Genomic DNA, 17,964 nt, shown 5'->3' with positions numbered 1-17,964 from the left:
ACCGTCCCCGGTTCTCTGCCGCTCCTATGCGGGTGCCAGCACCGGGTGTGATGGCGTTTCGAGGTCAGCGTAGTACGCGGCCTCGAACTCCTCGGGAGGGACGTCGCCGAGGGTGGAATGCAGGCGCCTGGCGTTGTACCAGTCGACCCATTCAGCGGTGACCCATTCGACGTCCTCCAGCTGCTTGAGCGGACCGGTCCGGAAGGGCGAGTCGTCGCGAATCGCTTCGGTCTTGAACAGCCCGATCGTCGACTCGGCGAGAGCATTGTCATACGCGTCGCCGATCGAGCCGATCGACGCAGCGATGCCCTCCAGGGCGAGCGTCTCGGCGAAGCTCACGGACGTGAATTGAGACCCGGCATCGCTGTGATGGACCAGTCCGTCGAGCGCCGGGCGGCCGGCTCGGTCGCGCCGCCACAGGCCCATCCGCAGCGCCGTGGTCACCAACGGTGTCGTCTTCGTGGTCGCGGCCTGCCAGCCGACGATCGCGCGTGAGAAGCAGTCGATCACGAACGACACGTACGCGAACCCGGCCCAGGTGCGCACGTAGGTGAAGTCCGCCACCCAGCGCTGGTTCGGCGCGGGCGCGGTGAAGTCCCGCTCGAGCAGATCCGGTGCGCGCTCGGCGTTCCGATCCGGGACGGTCGTGCGCACGCCACGCCCGCGCACCCGGCCGTTGAGGCCGAGATCCCGCATCAGCCGGTCCACCCGCCGCTGGGACACGTCGTGGCCGGCACGTCGCAGATGCGTGGTCATCTTCCGCCGCCCGTACATGCCCTCCGGCGTGCCGACCGTCGCCAGCAGCGCGTCGATCACCACCGCGTCATCCACAGCGCGGTTGCTGGGCTGGGCGCGCTTCCACGCCCGGTAGGTTCGCGCGGCGACCTCCACACCCTGCTCCCGCAGGACCTGGCAGATCGACTCGACCGCGCGGCCCTTGGCTCGCTGCTCGTCGATGAAGCCGACGATCAGCGGCGTCGGGGGTCGAGTTCCCCGGCGAAGAAAACCGCCGCGTCGCGCAGGATCGCGTTCGCCTCACGCAGCTCACGGTTCTCCCGCTCAAGCCGCCGCACCCGCTCCGACTCGCTCGTCGAGGCGCCCTGCCGTTCGCCGGCGTCGATCTGAGCCTGCCGCACCCATCGGCGCAGCGACTCGGCCCCGAAGCCGAGCCGTTTCGAGACCGTCTCGCACGCGGTCGTCAGGTTCGGGTACTCATCGAGATGGTCGAGCACGAGCCGGATCGCTCGCTGCTTCGTCTCCTCCGGGATCTGCTTCGGCATGATGACTATCTTCCTTCCAGACTCGAAAGGAACCGGCATCAAACAGGGGACGGTTCAGACCGCGGCCGCCTTCTGGCAGCGCGCGAACGCGTACTTCGCATCGATCGGGATCGAGGTCACGGCGGTGATGACCGACAACGGCTCCTGCTACCGCTCCCACGCCTTCACAGACGCGCTCGGCGAGGACATCAAGCATCGCCGGACGCGCCCGTACCGGCCGCAGACGAACGGGAAAGTCGAGCGCTTCAACCGCACCCTCGAAGAGGAATGGGCCTACGCCAAGACCTACCGCTCAGAAGCCGAACGCGTCGCCGACTATCCGGCCTGGCTGCATCACTACAATCACCATCGACCACACACCGGCATCGGCGGCCTCACCCCCATGCAGCGCCTACACAACGTCACGGGGAAGAACACCTAGCGCACGAACCAGCAGCGCAACTACAGGCTTGGGTCGTGGACCGCCCAAGCCGGATGCGAGTCACACTGCGTGGGCAGCTCGAAGATGCCCTCCAGAGGCTCCTCAATGAGGCCTCCGCCGATGTCGACGGTTGACCCGAGTTCGAGGGCGAGCCCGCCGGCGAGCCTCGCGCCGTTCTCGGTCGTCTGCGCGTCCTCAGGGAGGACGAGCACCGCATCGGGCATCGCAGCAGCATCGGGTGATTCGATGCCGAGACAGCCGTCCAGGTCGATGACCACGACGCCCTCTGCAAGAGCCTCCAGTCGTGGCAGATCACTGGTGCCCTGCACGACGACGACGCCGGCAGGCGACGGCGTCGGCGCTCCGCAGCCCGTCAAGAGCATGACGAGTGCCAGCGCAACCACCCCCAACCGCGGTGTGCTGCCGCTCATGTGACAACCACGGCCCCGAGAATGTTGATGGCTCCGATTCGGGTGAACACGTTGCGGTAGGAACCGTTGTAGTAGGTCTCCCCACGATGAATGCCGTGCGCGACGGTGCTGTTGAAGTAAGGGCCGCCAGAGTCGCCGCTCACGCTCCATTCGGAGTACGTGAACGTCAGCCCGCAGTAGCCGTTCGCGCAGGAGTTCACCCGCATCACGTTGTCGCACTGGTAGCCGGTCTGGATGCCGAAGGCGCAGATGGCCTGGCCGACGACCGGATTCGAGGCGCTGGAGACGTTGCGATATGCCGTGGGCGAGAGGCGGTACCGGAACGCATCGCTCGCCGTCGCGCTCACCGTTGGTGTCCACCTTGCGTCGCCGTCGTTGGGCACCGTCGACCGAGTTCCGCTGGTCCGCATCGAAACTCCGTCGTAGCTGGCGGTCGCGCCACAGTGCGCGGCGGTGGAGACCCCGTAGGTCGAGCCCGACCGCACCGTGAATCCGGCGGTGCAGCCACTGTGCTGCATGCCGCCCCGGATCGCCTCGGCCGACCCAAGATCAATGCCCGCAGGGATCAGTGAAACGGACACATCTAGAGCCGGTGACGCCTGCGAACGTGCAGCCGATGCCGCACCGAACAGCTCCGACTCAAGCATCGACGCCGTCGAAGCTGCGCCGGCTCGCAACTGCACCTCGAGTTCGAGTTGCGCGGTTGCCGGGTCAACGACGGCGACCGCATCCGTCACGTCGGCGCGCTGTAGAACCTCGGTGTAGAGCTCGGCCTGCTGTGCAACCGCTTCTCGCTGCGAGAGCAACGCATCTCCGCGGAGCTCCACAGAGAGGGCGGTCCCACTGACCAGGTCGATCGCCTGCTGCGGCACTGCACCGACGAAGCTGATCGAGCCGGCAGCGCCCTCGACGTCGCCCCATCTGGACGCGGCGTAGCTGCCCGGGAAGCGACTCTCGATCTCGGCGACGAGGGCCACGAAGTCGGCCTGGCCGACCATCGCGGCAGCAACCTCGTCGACGCCCCGTCCTGTCGATGCCGCCAGCTGGGCTGCATCCTCGCGCTCGGCCGCATCGAGGCCGCTGGCTCGGGCTGTCCCGTCGACCACGACCGCGCTCGGATCGTTGCTCGCGAGAGGCACGATCGCCGAGGCGGCGGCTAGGACGGAGGCGGAGAGTGCGATGACCTTCAGAACGGGACCCATAGTGTGCTCCTCAGTGCGAGGCCCCATTGGCCTTGATCCGGATGCTAAGCCCGTCTTCAGATTCGGTCAATGCTGCAGATTCGGCAAATCAACGGCATCATCGAACTCCACCGCCGCCTCGCCCGCGGCTTCCGAACCGCGACAACTACCGCCTCCGCATGCTCCTCGCCGCCGGCGGCCTCACCGCGTGACCCCCACCGAATGTCCGAAGAGCCGGTAGACGCGGTGGTTGTGCACGGACAGTGGGACGGTCGTGCGAGCGCCGCAGACGATCAGGAGTCGGTGGGCCCGTCGACGACGGCGGTGCCGCCCCCATTGCCACGGCCGCGGAACTTGCCGACCACGATGTCGACCGTGGAGCGGAAGTCGGGGTTGTGCGTCAGGTAGAGGATGCCGAAGTAGATGACGCCCATCACGGCACCGGCGGCGACCGACGTGGTGGCGGCTCCGATGATGTTCTGGGTGCCGAAGCCTCCCTCGCGGTAGCCGCCGAGCGCCCAGACCGTGGCGGCGCCCGCGGCCGCGGCGAGCAGCGCGTAGGCCAGGTACTGCACGTGCCGCAGCGCGATGAGCTTGAACCCGAAGGGACCGATCTTCCGGCGCACGAGCACGAGCCAGATCGAGGCCGAGATGAGGTTCGCGGCGGAGACGGCCAGCGCGGTGCCGACGATGATCCACTCGCCGGGCAGCGTCGACGCCGCCCAGAGCAGGCCGAAGGTCACGAACATGCCGAAGACGGCATAGAAGAAGGGCGTGCGGGTGTCACCGAGCGCGAAGAAGACGCGCTGGATGACGTACTCGGCGCTGAAGGCGACCAGGCAGATGAGGAACGCCCAGATCACCTGGGCCATCGCGAGCATGAGCTCGAACTCCGGATCCAGCAGGCGCGCGAACGGCACCGCGATGACCGCGATCACGAACGCGGAGATGGTCGTGAGCATGCCGACCCCGCGCAGCGCCGACGACAGGTCGGCGCGGATGCCCGCCATGTTCGATTCGCTCGCGTGATGCGACATCCGCGTGAAGTAGGCGATCGCGATCGACACGGCGATGATCGAGTGGGGGAGCGAGAAGACGTACCAGGAGTTCTGCATCGTGGCGATGTTCGCCACCTCGCCCATCGACGCCACGCGCGACTGCACGACACCCTTGATCTGCCCGATGATGACGATGCCGAACAGCCACAGAGCGGCCTTGCCGGTGGCGCGCAGCCCGACGCCGCGCCAGCCGAAGTCGAGCCGGAACCGCAGCCCCGTCTTGCGGAAGAAGAGCACCAGCACGAGTGCCTGCACGGCGACGCCGCCGGTGGTGACGAGCCCCAGGACGGTGATGCGGTCGGCATCCCACACATCGACCGCGCGGTTCACCTGCTCGCCGCCGAACAGCAGCATGAAGCCGGCCAGGCCGGCGATCGAGACGATGTTGTTGACCACGGGCGCCCAGGTGTAGGGGCCGAACTGGCTGCGCGCGTTGTAGATCTCGCCCAGCAGGGTGTAGATCGCGTAGAACAGGATCTGCGGCATGCACCAGTAGGCGAGTGCCACGGCGAGCGCCATCTGCTCTCCGGTGAAGCCGCGCCCGTCCGCGCCGGCGCTGACGGCATAGACGTCGACGAGCCACGGCGCGGCGACCGTCGCGATGGCGGCGAGCAGCAGGAAGACCGTGCCACCGAGGGTCAGGATCTTGGAGACGTAGGACTCCCCGCCGTCGGCGGCCTTCGACGCCTTCACGATCTGCGGCACCAGCACCGCGCTCATGACGCCGCCGGCGACGAGCGCGTAGACGTTGTTCGGCAGCTGATTGGCGAGCCCGAAGGTCTTGGCCGCGGCGGAGCCCGATTGGCCGATCGCTGCCGCGAGCATCATCATCTTCGCGAAGCCGAGGATGCGCGACACCATCGTTCCGGACGCGATGATCGCGCTCGCTCTGCCTGCGTTCACGCGGTGCCCTCCGTGGTGCCCGTGGCGCCCGTGGTGCCCGTGGTGCCCGTGGTGCTCTGGGTCTGGTCGTGGCTGCGGGCGGCGAGGTCGATGTCGCCTCGCGCGTCGCCGCGTCGCCGCTTCTGGATCGAGCGGAAGATGCCGAAGCCCAGCAGCAGCACGATCGCCGCGCCGATGGTCCACGCGACGGCGACCTCGATCGTCGGCTGCGCGGAGATGCGCAGCCGCTGCATCTCGCCGAGCGGCACGCCGTCGGGCGTGTGCAGCTGCACGATCATCCACAGGGTCCCGGTGCCGACCACATCGATGGGCACCTGCACGCGCTGCTGACTCTCCGGCGCCACCGTGACCTCGACGCGGGGCTGGTCGACACTGACGAGCGCGTTCGTGGGCCGCAGCGTCAGCACGACGTTGGCGGGCACCTCGAGGCGATTCGTGATGGTGATGGGCAGCCCCACGCTCTCACCGACGGCGTGGATGTCGCTGCCGCCGACGATCTGCACGGCGGTGCGCACCTCGTTCAGGCTGTCGGCGAGGCTAGCGGTCGCGAGCCGGTCGGCATCGGTGACGGGGCGGCCGGCGCTCGGGAGCGCCGCGAGCAGCGCGAGCCGCAGCTCGGCGAGCAGCGTGGTGGGCTCATCGACGATCGAGACGATGCTGGCGACTGCTGCCTCCTGCTCGAGCGCGGCACTGACGAGCTCGGCGCCCGCGCCTCGTTCCGGATCGTCGATCGTTGCGAGCGAGGCCTCGCGCTGCGGCACGAGCAATGCTGCGTCGAGGCCTGCCGTCTCCACGAACCTTGCCTCGGCGAGGTCGGCGAGCAGCGCGGCGGTGTCGCCGCTGCTCGTCGCCGGCAGCACGGCCGCGAGCGTACGAGGATCGCTCGGCCGCTCGCGGGTGATCGTCGCCAGCAGCGCGACGATCTGCGCGCGCACCGCGGAGGACTCCAGCGTGTCGGCCGCACCGGCGGCGTGGACGAGCTCCTGCAGCTCTGCATCGGCGGCGAGCACATCGACGCCGTCGACGCTCACGTGGGCGCTGGGCGTCGCGCCCTGCAGCGTGTCATCGAGCATCGCGGTCGAGAGCACGACCGTGCCGAAGTCAGCCAGTGTCGCGAGCTCCTCCTGCTGCACGATCGCCTTGGTGGCGTCGATCACGGGCTGCCGCTGACCGATGGAGCCGAAGCTCGCCGGGAGGGGGTCGCCATCCTCGCGCGGGATGCCCCTCGGCTCCAGCGGGAACGTGCCTGCGCGCACCTGCGCCAGCGGATCGGCATTGCCATAGAGGAGCGGGTAGGTCGCCGCGGTGTCGGCACGATCGAGCCAGTCGACCGCAGACTCGGGGGCATCGCTCTCGAGCGCCTCGATGCTGGTGCCGAAGGCGGGGTCGATGCCGACGGTCGCGCCGGCGCCCAGTGCCGCATCGAGCGCGCGGCGGGGGTCGCCGCCGAGCCCGGTCGCAGCCTCCAGCTGCTCGGCGCCCAGCAGCCCGGTCTCGTCGATGCCGGCATCGATCGGCGCGGCGAGCGCGACGGTGGTCGGCTGCGCTTCGCCCGGCGCATCGCGCACGATGATCGTGTTCGCATCGCCGAGATCCCCGGCCGACGCGGCGACGCCGTAGGCGCCCCACGTCCGCCCCTCCAGCCCGAGCTCCTCGGCGCCGACCGTCGCCTGCACGCGCAGTCGCTCGAGGCCCGGGATCGCCGGCACCTCGACAGAGGTGACGACCGAGCTCGCCAGGAACGCCTCACCGGCGAACCAGCGGCTGAGGCTGTATCGCGTGCCGATCGGTGCCGATGTCAGCAGCACCTCGATCGTGGTGGGCGCGGTCGCCTCGGTTGCCTGGTTCTCGATCTCGATCTCGAGCGCCAGGCCCTCGCCGTCCTGCAGCAGCGGATCGAGGGGCGCCACGCGCATGGTCGGTGCCACCGCCACCACCTCGTCGGGCTGACCGGTCGCCAGCGCCGCGTGCGGGGCCAGCAGCGGTGCTGCCACGACGGCGGTCGCGAGCGCGACGGCGGCGCAAGCGGTCGCGCGCCGCGGCGCAAGGCGACCTGCCGACAGCATGGTCGCAAGTCTAGGCGGTGGAGACGATCACCGACCCGGGCAGAGAACCTGCCAGAATGGTGGGTCGTGACCGACATGGCTGAGGCGACCGCGCGACTGCACGCGCTGGTCGCCGCCGCGCCCACGAAGCAGCTGGCCGCAGCCTTCACCGCGGCGGGTCACGAGCTCTCGCTCGTCGGAGGGCCGGTGCGCGACGCGTTCCTCGACCGGCCGGTGACCGATCTCGACTTCGCCTCCAGCGCCGCGCCCGACGAGATCCTCGCGATCATCGAGCCGCTCGCCGACGCCACCTGGGATGTGGGCCGCGAGTTCGGCACCATCGCGGCGCGCATCGGCGACGACACCGTGGAGATCACCACCTACCGAGCGGACACGTACGACGGTGTCTCGCGCAAGCCGCAGGTCGCATTCGGCGACACGCTCGAGGGCGACCTGTCGCGGCGCGACTTCACGGTGAACGCCATGGCGCTGCGGGTCACGCCGCTGCGCGCTGCCGACGCGCAGCAGGAGGCGATGGACGCCGCGCCGCAGCTGGTCGACGTCGGCGGCGGGCTGGAGCACCTGCTCCAGGGCGTGCTCGACACCCCGCAGGCGGCGGAGCGCTCGTTCGACGACGACCCGCTCCGGATGATGCGCGCCGCGCGCTTCGCCGCGCAGCTCGGCTTCGAGGTGGCGCCGCGCGTGGTGGAGGCCATGACGTCACTGGCCGACCGCATCCGCGACATCTCTGCCGAGCGCGTGCGCGACGAGCTCACGAAGCTGCTCCTCACGGGCGATCCCGTGCCAGGGATCAGGCTGCTGACCGACACGGGCATCCTGCAGATCGTGCTGCCGGAGGTGCCGGCGCTGCGGCTGGAGACCGACGAGCACGCACACCACAAGGACGTCTACGAGCACTCGCTCACCGTGCTGCAGCAGGGCATCGACCTTGAGCGGCGGCGGCACCCGAATGCGCGGCCCGACCTGGTCTCGCGGCTCGCGGGCCTGCTGCACGACATCGGCAAGCCCGCCACGCGGCAGATCGAGGGCCGCACCGTCACCTTCCACCAGCACGATCTCGTCGGCGCGCGGATGGCGAAGAAGCGGCTGAAGGAGCTGCGCTTCGACAACGACACGGTGAAGGCGGTCGCCCGGCTGATCGAGCTGCACCTGCGCTTCTACGGCTACGGCGAGCAGGCGTGGACCGACTCGGCCGTGCGCCGCTACGTGCGCGACGCCGGCCCTCAGCTGGAGCGCCTGCACATCCTGACGCGCTCGGATGTCACCACCCGCAACCGCCGCAAGGCCGAGCGGCTCGAGTTCGCCTATGACGACCTCGAGCAGCGCATCGCCGAGCTGCGCGAGCAGGAGGAGATGGACGCGGTGCGTCCCGACCTGGACGGCGAGCAGATCATGGCGATCCTCGGCATCCGCCCAGGCCGTGAGGTCGGCGAGGCCTATCGGATGCTGCTGGAGCAGCGCCTCGAGCACGGGCCGCTGGGCGCCGAGCATGCCGAGACGGTGCTGCGCGACTGGTGGGCGGCGCGCGCCTGAAGCGTGCCCGCTCGCACGCGCTGATCCACTCTGGCGCCGGGAGAGCGCAGTGCGCTACCATCGACAGGTTGCGCTGGGCTCTGCCCGCGCTCCATGCATACCCTCCTGCTGCAGACCGTCTGCAGCCGTTCTAGTCCGAAGGAGGTGGGTGAAGCATGCAGGAATACGAACTGATGGTGATTCTCGACCCCGAGATCGATGAGCGCACTGTCGCTCCGTCGCTCGACAAGTTCCTCAACGTCGTCCGCAATGATGGCGGCACGATCGACAAGGTCGACATCTGGGGCCGACGCCGTCTGGCATACGAGATCGACAAGAAGGTCGAGGGCATCTACGCCGTCGTCAACTTCTCTGCCGAGTCGAAGACCACGACCGAGCTCGAGCGTCAGCTGGGCCTGTCGGAGGCCGTCATGCGCACGAAGGTGCTCCGCACCGAGACCGCCGTCTCGCAGACGGGCGTCTCGAAGCGCGTTGCCGAGGCGAAGGCTGCGAAGGCCGCCGCCGCTCCGGCTGCGGACGCCCCGGCGCCGACCACCGACGCCAAGCCGGCGGACACGAAGCCCGCGGCTCCGGCCGAGGCATCGGAGACCACCGAGGCAGAGGCCAAGTAGCAATGGCTGGCGAGACGATCATCACGGTGGTCGGCAACCTGACTGCCGACCCGGAGCTGCGCTACACGCAGAACGGCCTCGCCGTCGCGAACTTCACGATCGCGTCGACCCCTCGCACGTTCGACCGCCAGGCCAACGAGTGGAAGGACGGCGAAGCGCTGTTCCTCCGCGCGTCGGTGTGGCGCGAGTTCGCTGAGCACGTCTCGCAGAGCCTGCAGAAGGGCAGCCGTGTCATCGCACAGGGCCGTCTGAAGCAGCGCTCGTTCGAGACGCAGCAGGGCGAGAAGCGCACGGTCATCGAGCTCGAGGTCGACGAGATCGGCCCCTCGCTCCGCTACGCGACCGCGCAGGTCACGCGCACGACGGGCGGCGGCGCAGGCCGCAGCTCCGGCGGCAACCAGGGCGGCGGCCAGGGCGGCGGCTTCGGTCAGTCGCAGCAGATCGCCGAGGAGCCCTGGGGTCAGTCGCAGCCGAAGTCGCAGCCGCAGCAGGGCGGCGGCGACGTCTGGGGCGCGCCCGGCACCTCGTACAACGACGAGACGCCCTTCTAAGGCTTCTCGCTCCCATCACAGTTTCCGGGACGGCAGTCCCGAGCAGGAAAGAAGGACACATGGCTGGCAAGCCGCAGAACCGCAAGCCGCGGGGCCCGAAGGGCGGCAAGAACGTCGCTCCGGCAAAGGCAATCAGGGTCGGCATCATCGACTGGAAGGATGTCGCGACGCTGAAGAGGTTCATCTCGGAGCGCGGCAAGATCCGCGCCCGTCGTATCACTGGCGTGTCGGTGCAGGAGCAGCGTCTGATCGCCAAGGCGATCAAGAACGCACGCGAGATGGCGCTCCTGCCCTACTCCGGCGCCGGACGCTGAAGGGGCTGAACAATGGCAAAGGTCATTCTCAAGAACGAGGTCTCCGGCCTCGGTTCCGCTGGTGACGTCGTCGAGGTCAAGAACGGCTTCGCACGCAACTACCTCGTGCCCCAGGGCCTGGCTGTCGCGTGGACGCGCGGCGGCGAGAAGCAGGTCGAGGCGATCAAGGCTGGCCGCGTCGCACGCGAGCACGCCACGATCGAAGAGGCGCAGGATCTGCGCGCTCGCCTCGAGGCGAACCCGGTGACGCTGACGGCCAAGGCCGGCGCAGAGGGCCGACTCTTCGGCTCGATCCAGACGAAGGACATCGCTGACGCCGTCGAGGCAGCCGGTCACGGCTCGCTCGACAAGCGCGTCATCGAGATCCCGTCGCCGATCCGCTCGGTGGGCGACCACCAGGCGACGGCGCGCCTGCGCGACGAGATCGTCGCCACGATCACCCTCAAGGTGGTCGCAGCGAAGTAGTTCGCAGCGCACGACGGAGGGCCCGCATCCAGCACGGATGCGGGCCCTCTGCGCATGCTGGGACGAGGGGCAGCAGCTGTCACATCGTTACGGCACGAGCCAACCTTCAACGTGTACTTCAGGCCCGCTCGCTCTCATCATCTGTGGAATTGAAAAGTACCGGTCAGAACCGGTATTCGGGAGTTTCACGATCCTGAGTGCACAGGTCTATGCACAGGCCATCGGCGCGTCGCAGGCACGCACGCGCGGCGTTGTCCACAGTTGTCCACAGCGTCCTCCACAGGGCGATTTCTTGGGCGCCTCTGTGGCTCCTAGCCTGTGCGAGGCTCCCTCTCCGGTTCGCGGTACCGCGCGGTCGATGTGGGCGGAGCACGGCATCGTCGAGGCGAAGGGAGCTGCGCAATGACGGATCTTGCAGAGGTCGGCCTCGACCAGGGTCGCTACAGCGAGCGCACGCCGCCGTTCGACATGCTGGCCGAGCAGTCGGCGATCGGCGGCATGCTGCTGTCGAAGGACGCCGTCGCCGACTGCCTGGAGACGGTGCGCGGCCCCGACTTCTATCAGCCGAAGCACGAGATCGTCTACGAGGCGATCCTCTCGCTCTACTCGCGCGGCGAGCCGACCGACGTCATCACCGTCTCTGACGAGCTGACCAAGACGGCGATGCTCTCGCGTGCCGGCGGCGTGGAGTACCTCCACTCGCTCACCTCGATGGTGCCGACGGCCGCGAACGCCGGCTTCTACGCGGAGATCGTCGCGGAGAAGGCCGTGCTCCGTCGCCTGGTCGAGGCCGGCACCCGCATCGTGCAGATGGGCTACGCCTCCGAGGGCGAGGTCACCGACCTCGTCAACCACGCGCAGGCCGAGATCTACGCGGTGATGGGCGAGGACCAGTCCGAGGATTACGTGCCGCTCAGCACCGCCGTCGAGATGGCCATCGAGGAGATCGAGGCCGCGAAGGGCCTCGACGGCGTCATGACGGGCGTGCCCACCGGCTTCCGCGAGCTCGACGAGCTGACCAACGGCCTGCATCCCGGCCAGCTGATCGTCATCGCCGCCCGTCCGGGTCTCGGCAAGTCGACGCTCGCGATGGACCTGGTGCGCTCCGCATCGATCAAGAACGACATGCCGTCGTGCTTCTTCTCGCTCGAGATGGGCCGCACCGAGATCGCGATGAAGCTGCTCTCGGCCGAGTCGAGCATCCTGCTGCAGAAGCTGCGCAAGGGCGCCATCGAGGGTCGCGACTGGACGACCCTCGCGCAGGTGCGCGGCCGCATCAACGACGCACCGCTCTACATCGACGACAGCCCCAACCTGACGCTCGTCGAGATCCGCGCGAAGTGCCGCAGGCTCAAGCAGCAGGCCGGGCTCAAGATGGTCGTGGTCGACTACCTGCAGCTCATGACGAGCGGCAAGAAGGTCGAGTCGCGTCAACAGGAGGTCTCCGAGTTCTCCCGCTCGCTGAAGCTGCTGGCGAAGGAGCTGCAGGTGCCGGTGATCGCGCTGTCGCAGCTGAACCGTGGCCCCGAGCAGCGCGGCGACAAGAAGCCGGCGATCAGCGACCTGCGCGAGTCGGGCTCGATCGAGCAGGACGCCGACATCGTGATGCTGCTGCACCGCGAGGATGCCTACGACCGCGACATCCGCCCGGGCGAGGCCGACATCATCGTCGCCAAGCACCGTGGTGGCCCCACCAAGACGATCCCGGTGGCGTTCCACGGCCATCTGGCGCGCTTCGCCGACATCGCGCCGGGCGCCGGTCCCGGCGACGGCATGCACGGGGCGCCCCCGCTGCCGCCGGGCGGCACGCCTTTCGGCGGCTCGCCTTACGGCGCGCCGTCGGAGCCGCCGCCCGACCACGACTGACGCGAGCGCGAGGGTCCCGGGCTGCCGCAGCCGTGCAAGAACGACAGAAGGCGGGCACCGGCATTGCCGGGCCCGCCTTCGTCGAGTGTGGTCAGTCCTGCTGACCGATGGCGAAGTCGACGCGGCCGTCTGGCTGCGCAGCGGCGTCGAGCACCTTGTCGTCCAGCGCGACCGCGGCCTGCGGGTCGAGGAAGACCTTCGCGCCTGCCGACTCGACCACCTGGTCCTCAGCCTCGGGCTGGTTGGCGACGGCGACGTTCAGGCCGGAGCCCTCGAGGTCCTGGGAGATGCGGATGCCGCCGGTCTGCGGCGCCTGCGCGCCGTCGACGATGCCGGTGATGACAGTCTGGGCGTTCTCGGTGAGGGTGAGCATGGCGCTCCTTCCGATCGGTGAGCCCGCCACGATGCCGTGTGCGGCCCCGGTGCGCAACCCGCGTTCGCCCTCAGCGAGCCGATCCGCGTGCGCGTGCCTAGCGGCCCGAGACCGCGTCTGCCAGGCGCGCGAACGTCGAGGTGCGCGTGCCGCCGCGCGATTCGAGCCGATCGGCGAGCCCGTAGGCACCGTAGATGCCCTGCACCGCGAGCCATCGCAGCGGCTCCGGCTCCCAGCGCTTGGCACGGTGGCCCACCCACGGCAGCCGCACGAGCTCGGTGTCGTTGCCGAGCACCAGGTCGGCGAGCGTGCGGCCGGCGAGGTTGGTGGCCGTCACGCCGGTGCCGACATAGCCGCCGGCCCAGCCGAGCCCGGTCGAGCGGTCGAGGCCGACGCTCGCCGACCAGTCGCGCGGCACGCCGAGCACGCCGGACCACGCGTGCGCGATCGGCACGCCGGCCGCACCGGGGAAGAGTCGGTGCAGCGCCGCCGTCAGGCTGCGCACGGTGCGCTCGTGCGTGCGACCCTCGTCGTCGATGCGCGAGCCGTAGCGGTAGGGCACGCCCCGACCGCCGAGTGCGATGCGGCCGTCGGCGGTGCGCTGCGCGTAGAGGTAGACGTGCGCGAGGTCGCCGAGCGTCGCGGCATCCTGCCAGCCGACCGCGTCCCAGAACGAGGCGGGCAGCGGCTCGGTGACGATCATCGACGAGTTCATCGGCAGCCAGGTGCGGTGCTCGCCCGCGAGGTCGGCGGTGAAGCCCTCGGTGGCGCGCAGCACGAACTCGGCCCGCACGGTGCCGCGGTCGGTCACCGCACGTCCCGGTCGGATCTCGCGCACGGTCGTGCCCTCGACGATGCGCACGCCGAGCCGCTCGACCTCGGCCGCGAGACCGCGCACGAGCTTCGCGGGGTGCACACGTGCGCAGTGCGGGTGCCAGAGGCCGCCGACCGCGCCGTCGATGCGGATGCGGTCCCGCAGCTGCGCGGCATCCAGCAGCTCGACGTCCGTGTGCGGCCAGGCCGCCTCTGCGGCGTGCGCAGCGCGCAACCGCGCCAGCTGCGCGGCACTTCGCGCGACGCCCAGCTCGCCACCGGCGACGATGTCGGCGTCCACCCCGGCGCTCGCGGCCCAGCGGATCACCTCGTCGACCGCGGCGTTCATGGCGCGCTGCTGCGCATTCGCCCCCGCGCGGCCATGAGTGCGCACGTACTGCTCGCGGCCGCCGGTGACGGAATTCGTCAGCCAGCCGCCGTTGCGCCCCGAGGCACCGAAGCCGGCGAATCGCCGCTCGAGCACCGTGATCCGCAGATCGGGCTGCTGGCTGGCGAGCGCGAGCGCTGTCCACAGCCCCGTGTAGCCGGCGCCGACGATCGCGACGTCGACATCCGCGTCGCCCTCCAGCGCCGGACGCTGCCGCGGCGCTCCGATCTGCTGCCACCAGAACGAGACATCGCCGTTGACGGTCATGCCAGGAAGACCTTGCGCAGGGTCTCGTGCACCGTCCATCGCGTGCGCATGCCCGCGCGCAGTCGCATGATCGAGCCCGGGCGCAGCTCGACATCGGGCAGCGCCGGCTCGTCGAAGGCGACGGTCGCGGAGCCCGCGAGCACGATGAGCACCTCGTCCTCCTCGACGTCGCGCATGCTGCCGGGCGTCATCTCCCACACCCCGACCCGCGCGTCGAGCATGGTCCAGCCGGTGCTCGGCGAGCCCGCCAGCACCTGCTCGTCGGGCACGGGCTCGAGCTCGACCGGCAGCGCGAGCGCGTCGGCCGCCGCGCCCGCGGACAGCGCCGTCACGAGTCGAACCCGAGGCCGAGCGCGTCGAGCCCGCGCAGCAGCAGGTTGCGCTTGCCCTCGCGGTGGTCGGCGCGGTCGAGCGACCAGCGGGTGGCGTTGATGCCGACCGCGGCGAGCGGCTCCGGCGGGAACGGCAGCGGGCGACGCCGCACCATCTCGAGCTGGGTGCGCTCGGTCTCCTCACCCGCCAGCAGGTCGAGCATGACCTGGGCCGCGAATCGTGTGGAGGCGACGCCGAGCCCCGTGAAGCCTGCCGCATACGCGACCCGCCGTGCCCGCGCGTGCCCGAAGAAGGCGGAGAACTGCGTCGACGTGTCGATGGCGCCGGCCCAGCGGTGCGAGAAGCGCACGCCCTCCAGCTGCGGAAAGGTCGTCAGCAGGTGGCCCGCAAGCCGCTCCCACGCCTCGGGGCGATGCTCGTACCGGCCGTCGACGCGCCTGCCGTAGTGGTAGATCGCGTCGTAGCCGCCGAACAGCAGCCGATTGTCGCGCGTGAGCCGGTAGTAGTGGAACTGGTTCGCCAGATCGCTCAGGCCCTGCCGGTCGCGCCACCCGATCGACGCGAGCTGCTCGGGCGTCAGCGGCTCGGTCATGAGCACGTAGTCGTAGACCGGCACCGTCATCAGTCGATTGCGACGCAGCAGTGAGGGGAAGACGTTCGTCGCCAGGGCGACGTGCTTCGCGCGGATGCTGCCGGTGTCGGTCGAGACCGTCACGTCGCCCGTCGGCGGGGTGTCGATGCCGGTCGCCTGCGTGCGCTCGAAGATCTCGACACCGCGCTCCTCGGCCGCCCGCGCGAGCTCGGCAGCGAACAGCGCCGGATGCAGCATGCCGCACGTGCGCTGCTCCCACAGCCCCGCGAGATAGGTCGGGGAGCCGATGGAGGCCTGCAGCTCGGCGCGGTCGAGCAGCACGGTGTCGGCGTCCGCCTCCGCCGCCGCCTCCTCGAGCCACGCCACCTGATGCGGCTCGACTGCGACCGAGAGCTGCCCGGTGCGCTCGAACTGGAAGTCGATGCCGTAGCGCGCCTGGGCCGCCTCGATCGCGTCGAGGTTCTCCATGCCGAGTCGGCGCAGCTGCGGCATCTCCGCCGGCCAGCGGCGCTCGCCGTTCTCGTCGCCGTGCGTGAGGCTCGCCTCGCAGAAGCCGCCGTTGCGGCTCGAGGCCGCCCAGCCCACGCGATGCGCCTCGACGAGCACCACCCGCCGGTCGGGATCGCGCTCCTTCGCCAGCAGCGCGGTCCAGAGCCCCGCGTAGCCGCCCCCGACGACGACGAGGTCGGCCGTCGTCTCGCCGCGCAGCGAGGGCCGCCGCGGGCGCAGCCGCTCGGGCACATCCTCGGTCCAGAACACCGCCGAGCGGGTGTGCTCGAGGCTGTGGGCGACCGTGCGGGGATCCGGCGCCTGCCGCTCGAAGATCGTGCTGCCCATGGGTCCCGTCGCTCTCGTCGTCATCATGCGTCGTCGGCTGCGAACACGCGCGCACCGTCGACGAAGGTCTGCAGGACGCGGGTCGACCCGATCTCGCCAGCGGGGCCCGCGAAGGGGTCGCGGTCGAGCACCGCGAGGTCGGCGAGCGCGCCGACGCGGATCGTGCCCGTGTCGCCGTCCAGGTGGTTGACCCACGCCGATCCTGCCGTGTAGGCGGCGAGCGAGGTCGCGAGGTCGATCGACTGCTCGGGCAGGAAGGGCTCGTAGTCGCCCTCCTCGAAGCCGGGGGCCGCCTGCCGGTTGACGGCGGTGTGGATGGCCGCCATCGGGTTGGGGGAGGAGACCGACCAGTCGCTGCCGGCGGCGAGCGTCGCCCCCGTGCGCAGCAGATCGCCGAAGGGGTACTGCCATGCCGACCGCTCCTCGCCGAGGAAGGGCAGCGTGAGGTCGACCATCTGCGGCTCCAACGTCGCCCAGAGCGACTGCATGTTGGCCGCTACCCCCAGCTCGCGGAACCGCGGCACGTCCTCGGGGTGGATCACCTGGATGTGCGCGATGTGGTGGCGGCCGTCGCCGTGGCCGTTGCGCCCGATCGCGTGCTCGACGGCATCGAGGCACTCCCGCACCGCCCGGTCGCCGATGGCGTGGAAGTGCACCTGGAACCCGTGCCCGTCGAGCTGCGCGACCGCCTCCCGCAGCAGCTCCGGCGGCACGAACGAGATCCCCGCGTTGTCGGTCGCGTGCCCGTGCCCGTCGCAGTAGGGCTCGAGCATCGCCGCGGTGAAGTTCTCGGCGACCCCGTCCTGCATCACCTTGATGGTGGTCGCCTGGAATCTGCCGGCGCTGAGCCGCTCGCGCCGCTCGAGCAGCGACGGGATCTGCTCGAGACCCGCCGTGCGATCCCACCAGAGCGCGCCGACCACGCGCGCGGTGAGCGATCCGTCCGCGGCGGCGCGCCGGTACGTCTCACCGGGATCGCCCAGGTCGCTGTAGTCGCCCACGATCGCGTCCTGCCACGCGGTGATGCCGAAGGAGTGCAGGTAGCGCTGGCCGGCCAGCAGCGCCTCGTGCAGCAGCTCGCCGCTCGCCGCCGGCACCAGCCGGTTGGCGAGCGACATCGCGCCCTCGTGCAGCGTGCCGGTGGGATTCCCATCGGCGTCGCGCTCGATGCGACCGTCGGCCGGATCAGGGGTGTGCCGGTCGATGCCGGCGAGGCGCATCGCGGCCGAGTTCACCCACGCGCCGTGCCCGTCGCGGTTCGGCAGGAATGCCGGCCGGTCGGGCAGCACCCGGTCGAGCGTCGCGGCGGTCGGCGTGCCGCCCGGGAACGCTGACATCGACCAGCCGCCGCCGAGGATCCATTCGGCATCCGGGTGCTCGGACGCGTAGCGAGCGATCGTGTCGAGGTACTCGGTCTCGGACGTGCCCTCGGCGAGGTCGCAGCGCAGCAGGTCGAGCCCGCCGGAGACCGGGTGCACGTGCGCGTCCTGGAAGCCGGGCACGAGCATCCGACCGCGCAGGTCGACGAGCTCGGTGCGCGGGCCGACGAGCTCGCGCACGGCGTCGCCGCCGACCGCGACGATGCGGCCGTCCGCGACGGCGACTGCGCTGGCGCGGCTGCGGGCGGCGTCGGCCGTGAACACGGGACCGCCGGCGAGGACCAGGTCGGCGTGGGGCATGG

General features: G+C 70.3%; 14 protein-coding genes and 3 pseudogenes. 7 read left to right on the top strand and 10 right to left on the bottom strand.

Going from position 1 to position 17,964, the window contains the following annotated elements:
* Positions 1–24: 24 nt before the first annotated feature.
* A protein-coding gene (locus tag ABG090_RS12705; protein WP_347754124.1) for an IS3 family transposase occupies positions 25–1,280 on the bottom strand; the annotation gives its coding sequence in 2 pieces (ribosomal slippage) (positions 25–1,010 and positions 1,010–1,280; 1,257 coding nt in all).
* Positions 1,281–1,335: 55 nt separating this feature from the next.
* On the opposite strand from ABG090_RS12705, the pseudogene ABG090_RS12700 reads away from it, so the two are divergent.
* Positions 1,336–1,701 (top strand): annotated as a pseudogene (locus ABG090_RS12700) (integrase core domain-containing protein); the annotation flags it as partial.
* A gap of 20 nt (positions 1,702–1,721) precedes the next feature.
* Here the strand turns inward: ABG090_RS12700 and ABG090_RS12695 are convergent.
* The 4 genes from ABG090_RS12695 to ABG090_RS12680 form a co-directional block, all read right to left on the bottom strand.
* Complete coding sequence (locus ABG090_RS12695; protein ID WP_347755127.1) at positions 1,722–2,132, bottom strand: hypothetical protein; 411 nt, start codon at positions 2,130–2,132, stop codon at positions 1,722–1,724.
* Positions 2,129–3,334 carry a hypothetical protein gene (locus ABG090_RS12690; RefSeq protein ID WP_347755124.1) on the bottom strand — a complete coding sequence of 402 codons (1,206 nt, stop codon included), beginning with the start codon at positions 3,332–3,334 and terminating at the stop codon, positions 2,129–2,131. Before ABG090_RS12690 ends, ABG090_RS12695 begins: the two co-directional genes overlap by 4 nt.
* Positions 3,335–3,606: 272 nt before the next feature.
* Positions 3,607–5,274, bottom strand: coding sequence for a murein biosynthesis integral membrane protein MurJ (gene murJ, locus ABG090_RS12685; RefSeq protein WP_347755121.1), 1,668 nt, complete (start codon positions 5,272–5,274; stop codon positions 3,607–3,609).
* The gene (locus tag ABG090_RS12680) at positions 5,271–7,340 is read right to left on the bottom strand and encodes a DUF6049 family protein (protein ID WP_347755118.1); all 2,070 of its coding nucleotides are present in this window, start codon (positions 7,338–7,340) and stop codon (positions 5,271–5,273) included. Before ABG090_RS12680 ends, murJ begins: the two co-directional genes overlap by 4 nt.
* A gap of 75 nt (positions 7,341–7,415) precedes the next feature.
* Between ABG090_RS12680 and ABG090_RS12675 the strand changes: the two genes are divergently transcribed.
* The 6 genes and pseudogenes from ABG090_RS12675 to dnaB form a co-directional block, all read left to right on the top strand.
* A complete protein-coding gene (locus ABG090_RS12675; protein ID WP_347757618.1) occupies positions 7,416–8,873 on the top strand; it encodes a CCA tRNA nucleotidyltransferase in 1,458 nt (485 codons plus the stop codon).
* Between the two features lie 155 nt (positions 8,874–9,028).
* Positions 9,029–9,376: pseudogene (gene rpsF, locus ABG090_RS12670) on the top strand (30S ribosomal protein S6); the annotation flags it as partial.
* A gap of 110 nt (positions 9,377–9,486) precedes the next feature.
* Positions 9,487–10,035, top strand: coding sequence for a single-stranded DNA-binding protein (locus tag ABG090_RS12665; protein WP_347755117.1), 549 nt, complete (start codon positions 9,487–9,489; stop codon positions 10,033–10,035).
* Between the two features lie 59 nt (positions 10,036–10,094).
* Complete coding sequence (rpsR, locus tag ABG090_RS12660) at positions 10,095–10,349, top strand: 30S ribosomal protein S18 (RefSeq protein ID WP_347755115.1); 255 nt, start codon at positions 10,095–10,097, stop codon at positions 10,347–10,349.
* 12 nt (positions 10,350–10,361) lie between these two features.
* Entirely contained in the window at positions 10,362–10,814 is a 453-nt protein-coding gene (rplI, locus tag ABG090_RS12655; RefSeq protein WP_347755112.1) for a 50S ribosomal protein L9, read from the top strand.
* A gap of 402 nt (positions 10,815–11,216) precedes the next feature.
* Positions 11,217–12,566: pseudogene (gene dnaB / locus ABG090_RS12650) on the top strand (replicative DNA helicase); the annotation flags it as partial.
* Between the two features lie 205 nt (positions 12,567–12,771).
* Here the strand turns inward: dnaB and ABG090_RS12645 are convergent.
* From ABG090_RS12645 to ABG090_RS12625, 5 genes are all read right to left on the bottom strand, one after another.
* Positions 12,772–13,053: a Fe-S cluster assembly protein HesB gene (locus tag ABG090_RS12645; protein ID WP_347755110.1), complete on the bottom strand. Its 282-nt coding sequence runs from the start codon at positions 13,051–13,053 to the stop codon at positions 12,772–12,774.
* Between the two features lie 97 nt (positions 13,054–13,150).
* Positions 13,151–14,521, bottom strand: coding sequence for an FAD-binding oxidoreductase (locus ABG090_RS12640; protein ID WP_347755107.1), 1,371 nt, complete (start codon positions 14,519–14,521; stop codon positions 13,151–13,153).
* Positions 14,518–14,853: a cupin domain-containing protein gene (locus ABG090_RS12635; RefSeq protein ID WP_347755104.1), complete on the bottom strand. Its 336-nt coding sequence runs from the start codon at positions 14,851–14,853 to the stop codon at positions 14,518–14,520. The genes ABG090_RS12640 and ABG090_RS12635 overlap by 4 nt, the downstream gene beginning before the upstream one ends.
* Positions 14,850–16,283, bottom strand: a complete 1,434-nt coding sequence (locus ABG090_RS12630; RefSeq protein ID WP_347757617.1) for an FAD-binding oxidoreductase — start codon at positions 16,281–16,283, stop codon at positions 14,850–14,852. The genes ABG090_RS12635 and ABG090_RS12630 overlap by 4 nt, the downstream gene beginning before the upstream one ends.
* Positions 16,284–16,306: 23 nt before the next feature.
* Entirely contained in the window at positions 16,307–17,962 is a 1,656-nt protein-coding gene (locus ABG090_RS12625; protein ID WP_347755101.1) for an amidohydrolase, read from the bottom strand.
* Between the last annotated feature and the right edge of the window lie 2 nt (positions 17,963–17,964).

Origin of the sequence: Agrococcus sp. ProA11, assembly GCF_039880525.1 — a bacterium.
Classification (GTDB): Bacteria; Actinomycetota; Actinomycetes; order Actinomycetales; family Microbacteriaceae; genus Agrococcus; species Agrococcus chionoecetis.
The sequence above is the reverse complement of the archived record's forward strand: the minus strand, read 5'-3'. Positions and strand labels throughout refer to the sequence as shown.

Coding starts and splice junctions, on each gene's coding strand:
- ABG090_RS12695 (WP_347755127.1), bottom strand. CDS start 2,132: ATGAGCGGCAGCACACCGCGGTTGGGGGTGGTTGCGCTGGCACTCGTC.
- ABG090_RS12690 (WP_347755124.1), bottom strand. CDS start 3,334: ATGGGTCCCGTTCTGAAGGTCATCGCACTCTCCGCCTCCGTCCTAGCC.
- ABG090_RS12680 (WP_347755118.1), bottom strand. CDS start 7,340: ATGCTGTCGGCAGGTCGCCTTGCGCCGCGGCGCGCGACCGCTTGCGCC.
- ABG090_RS12675 (WP_347757618.1), top strand. CDS start 7,416: ATGGCTGAGGCGACCGCGCGACTGCACGCGCTGGTCGCCGCCGCGCCC.
- ABG090_RS12665 (WP_347755117.1), top strand. CDS start 9,487: ATGGCTGGCGAGACGATCATCACGGTGGTCGGCAACCTGACTGCCGAC.
- rpsR (WP_347755115.1), top strand. CDS start 10,095: ATGGCTGGCAAGCCGCAGAACCGCAAGCCGCGGGGCCCGAAGGGCGGC.
- rplI (WP_347755112.1), top strand. CDS start 10,362: ATGGCAAAGGTCATTCTCAAGAACGAGGTCTCCGGCCTCGGTTCCGCT.
- ABG090_RS12645 (WP_347755110.1), bottom strand. CDS start 13,053: ATGCTCACCCTCACCGAGAACGCCCAGACTGTCATCACCGGCATCGTC.
- ABG090_RS12640 (WP_347755107.1), bottom strand. CDS start 14,521: ATGACCGTCAACGGCGATGTCTCGTTCTGGTGGCAGCAGATCGGAGCG.
- ABG090_RS12630 (WP_347757617.1), bottom strand. CDS start 16,283: ATGGGCAGCACGATCTTCGAGCGGCAGGCGCCGGATCCCCGCACGGTC.
- ABG090_RS12625 (WP_347755101.1), bottom strand. CDS start 17,962: ATGCCCCACGCCGACCTGGTCCTCGCCGGCGGTCCCGTGTTCACGGCC.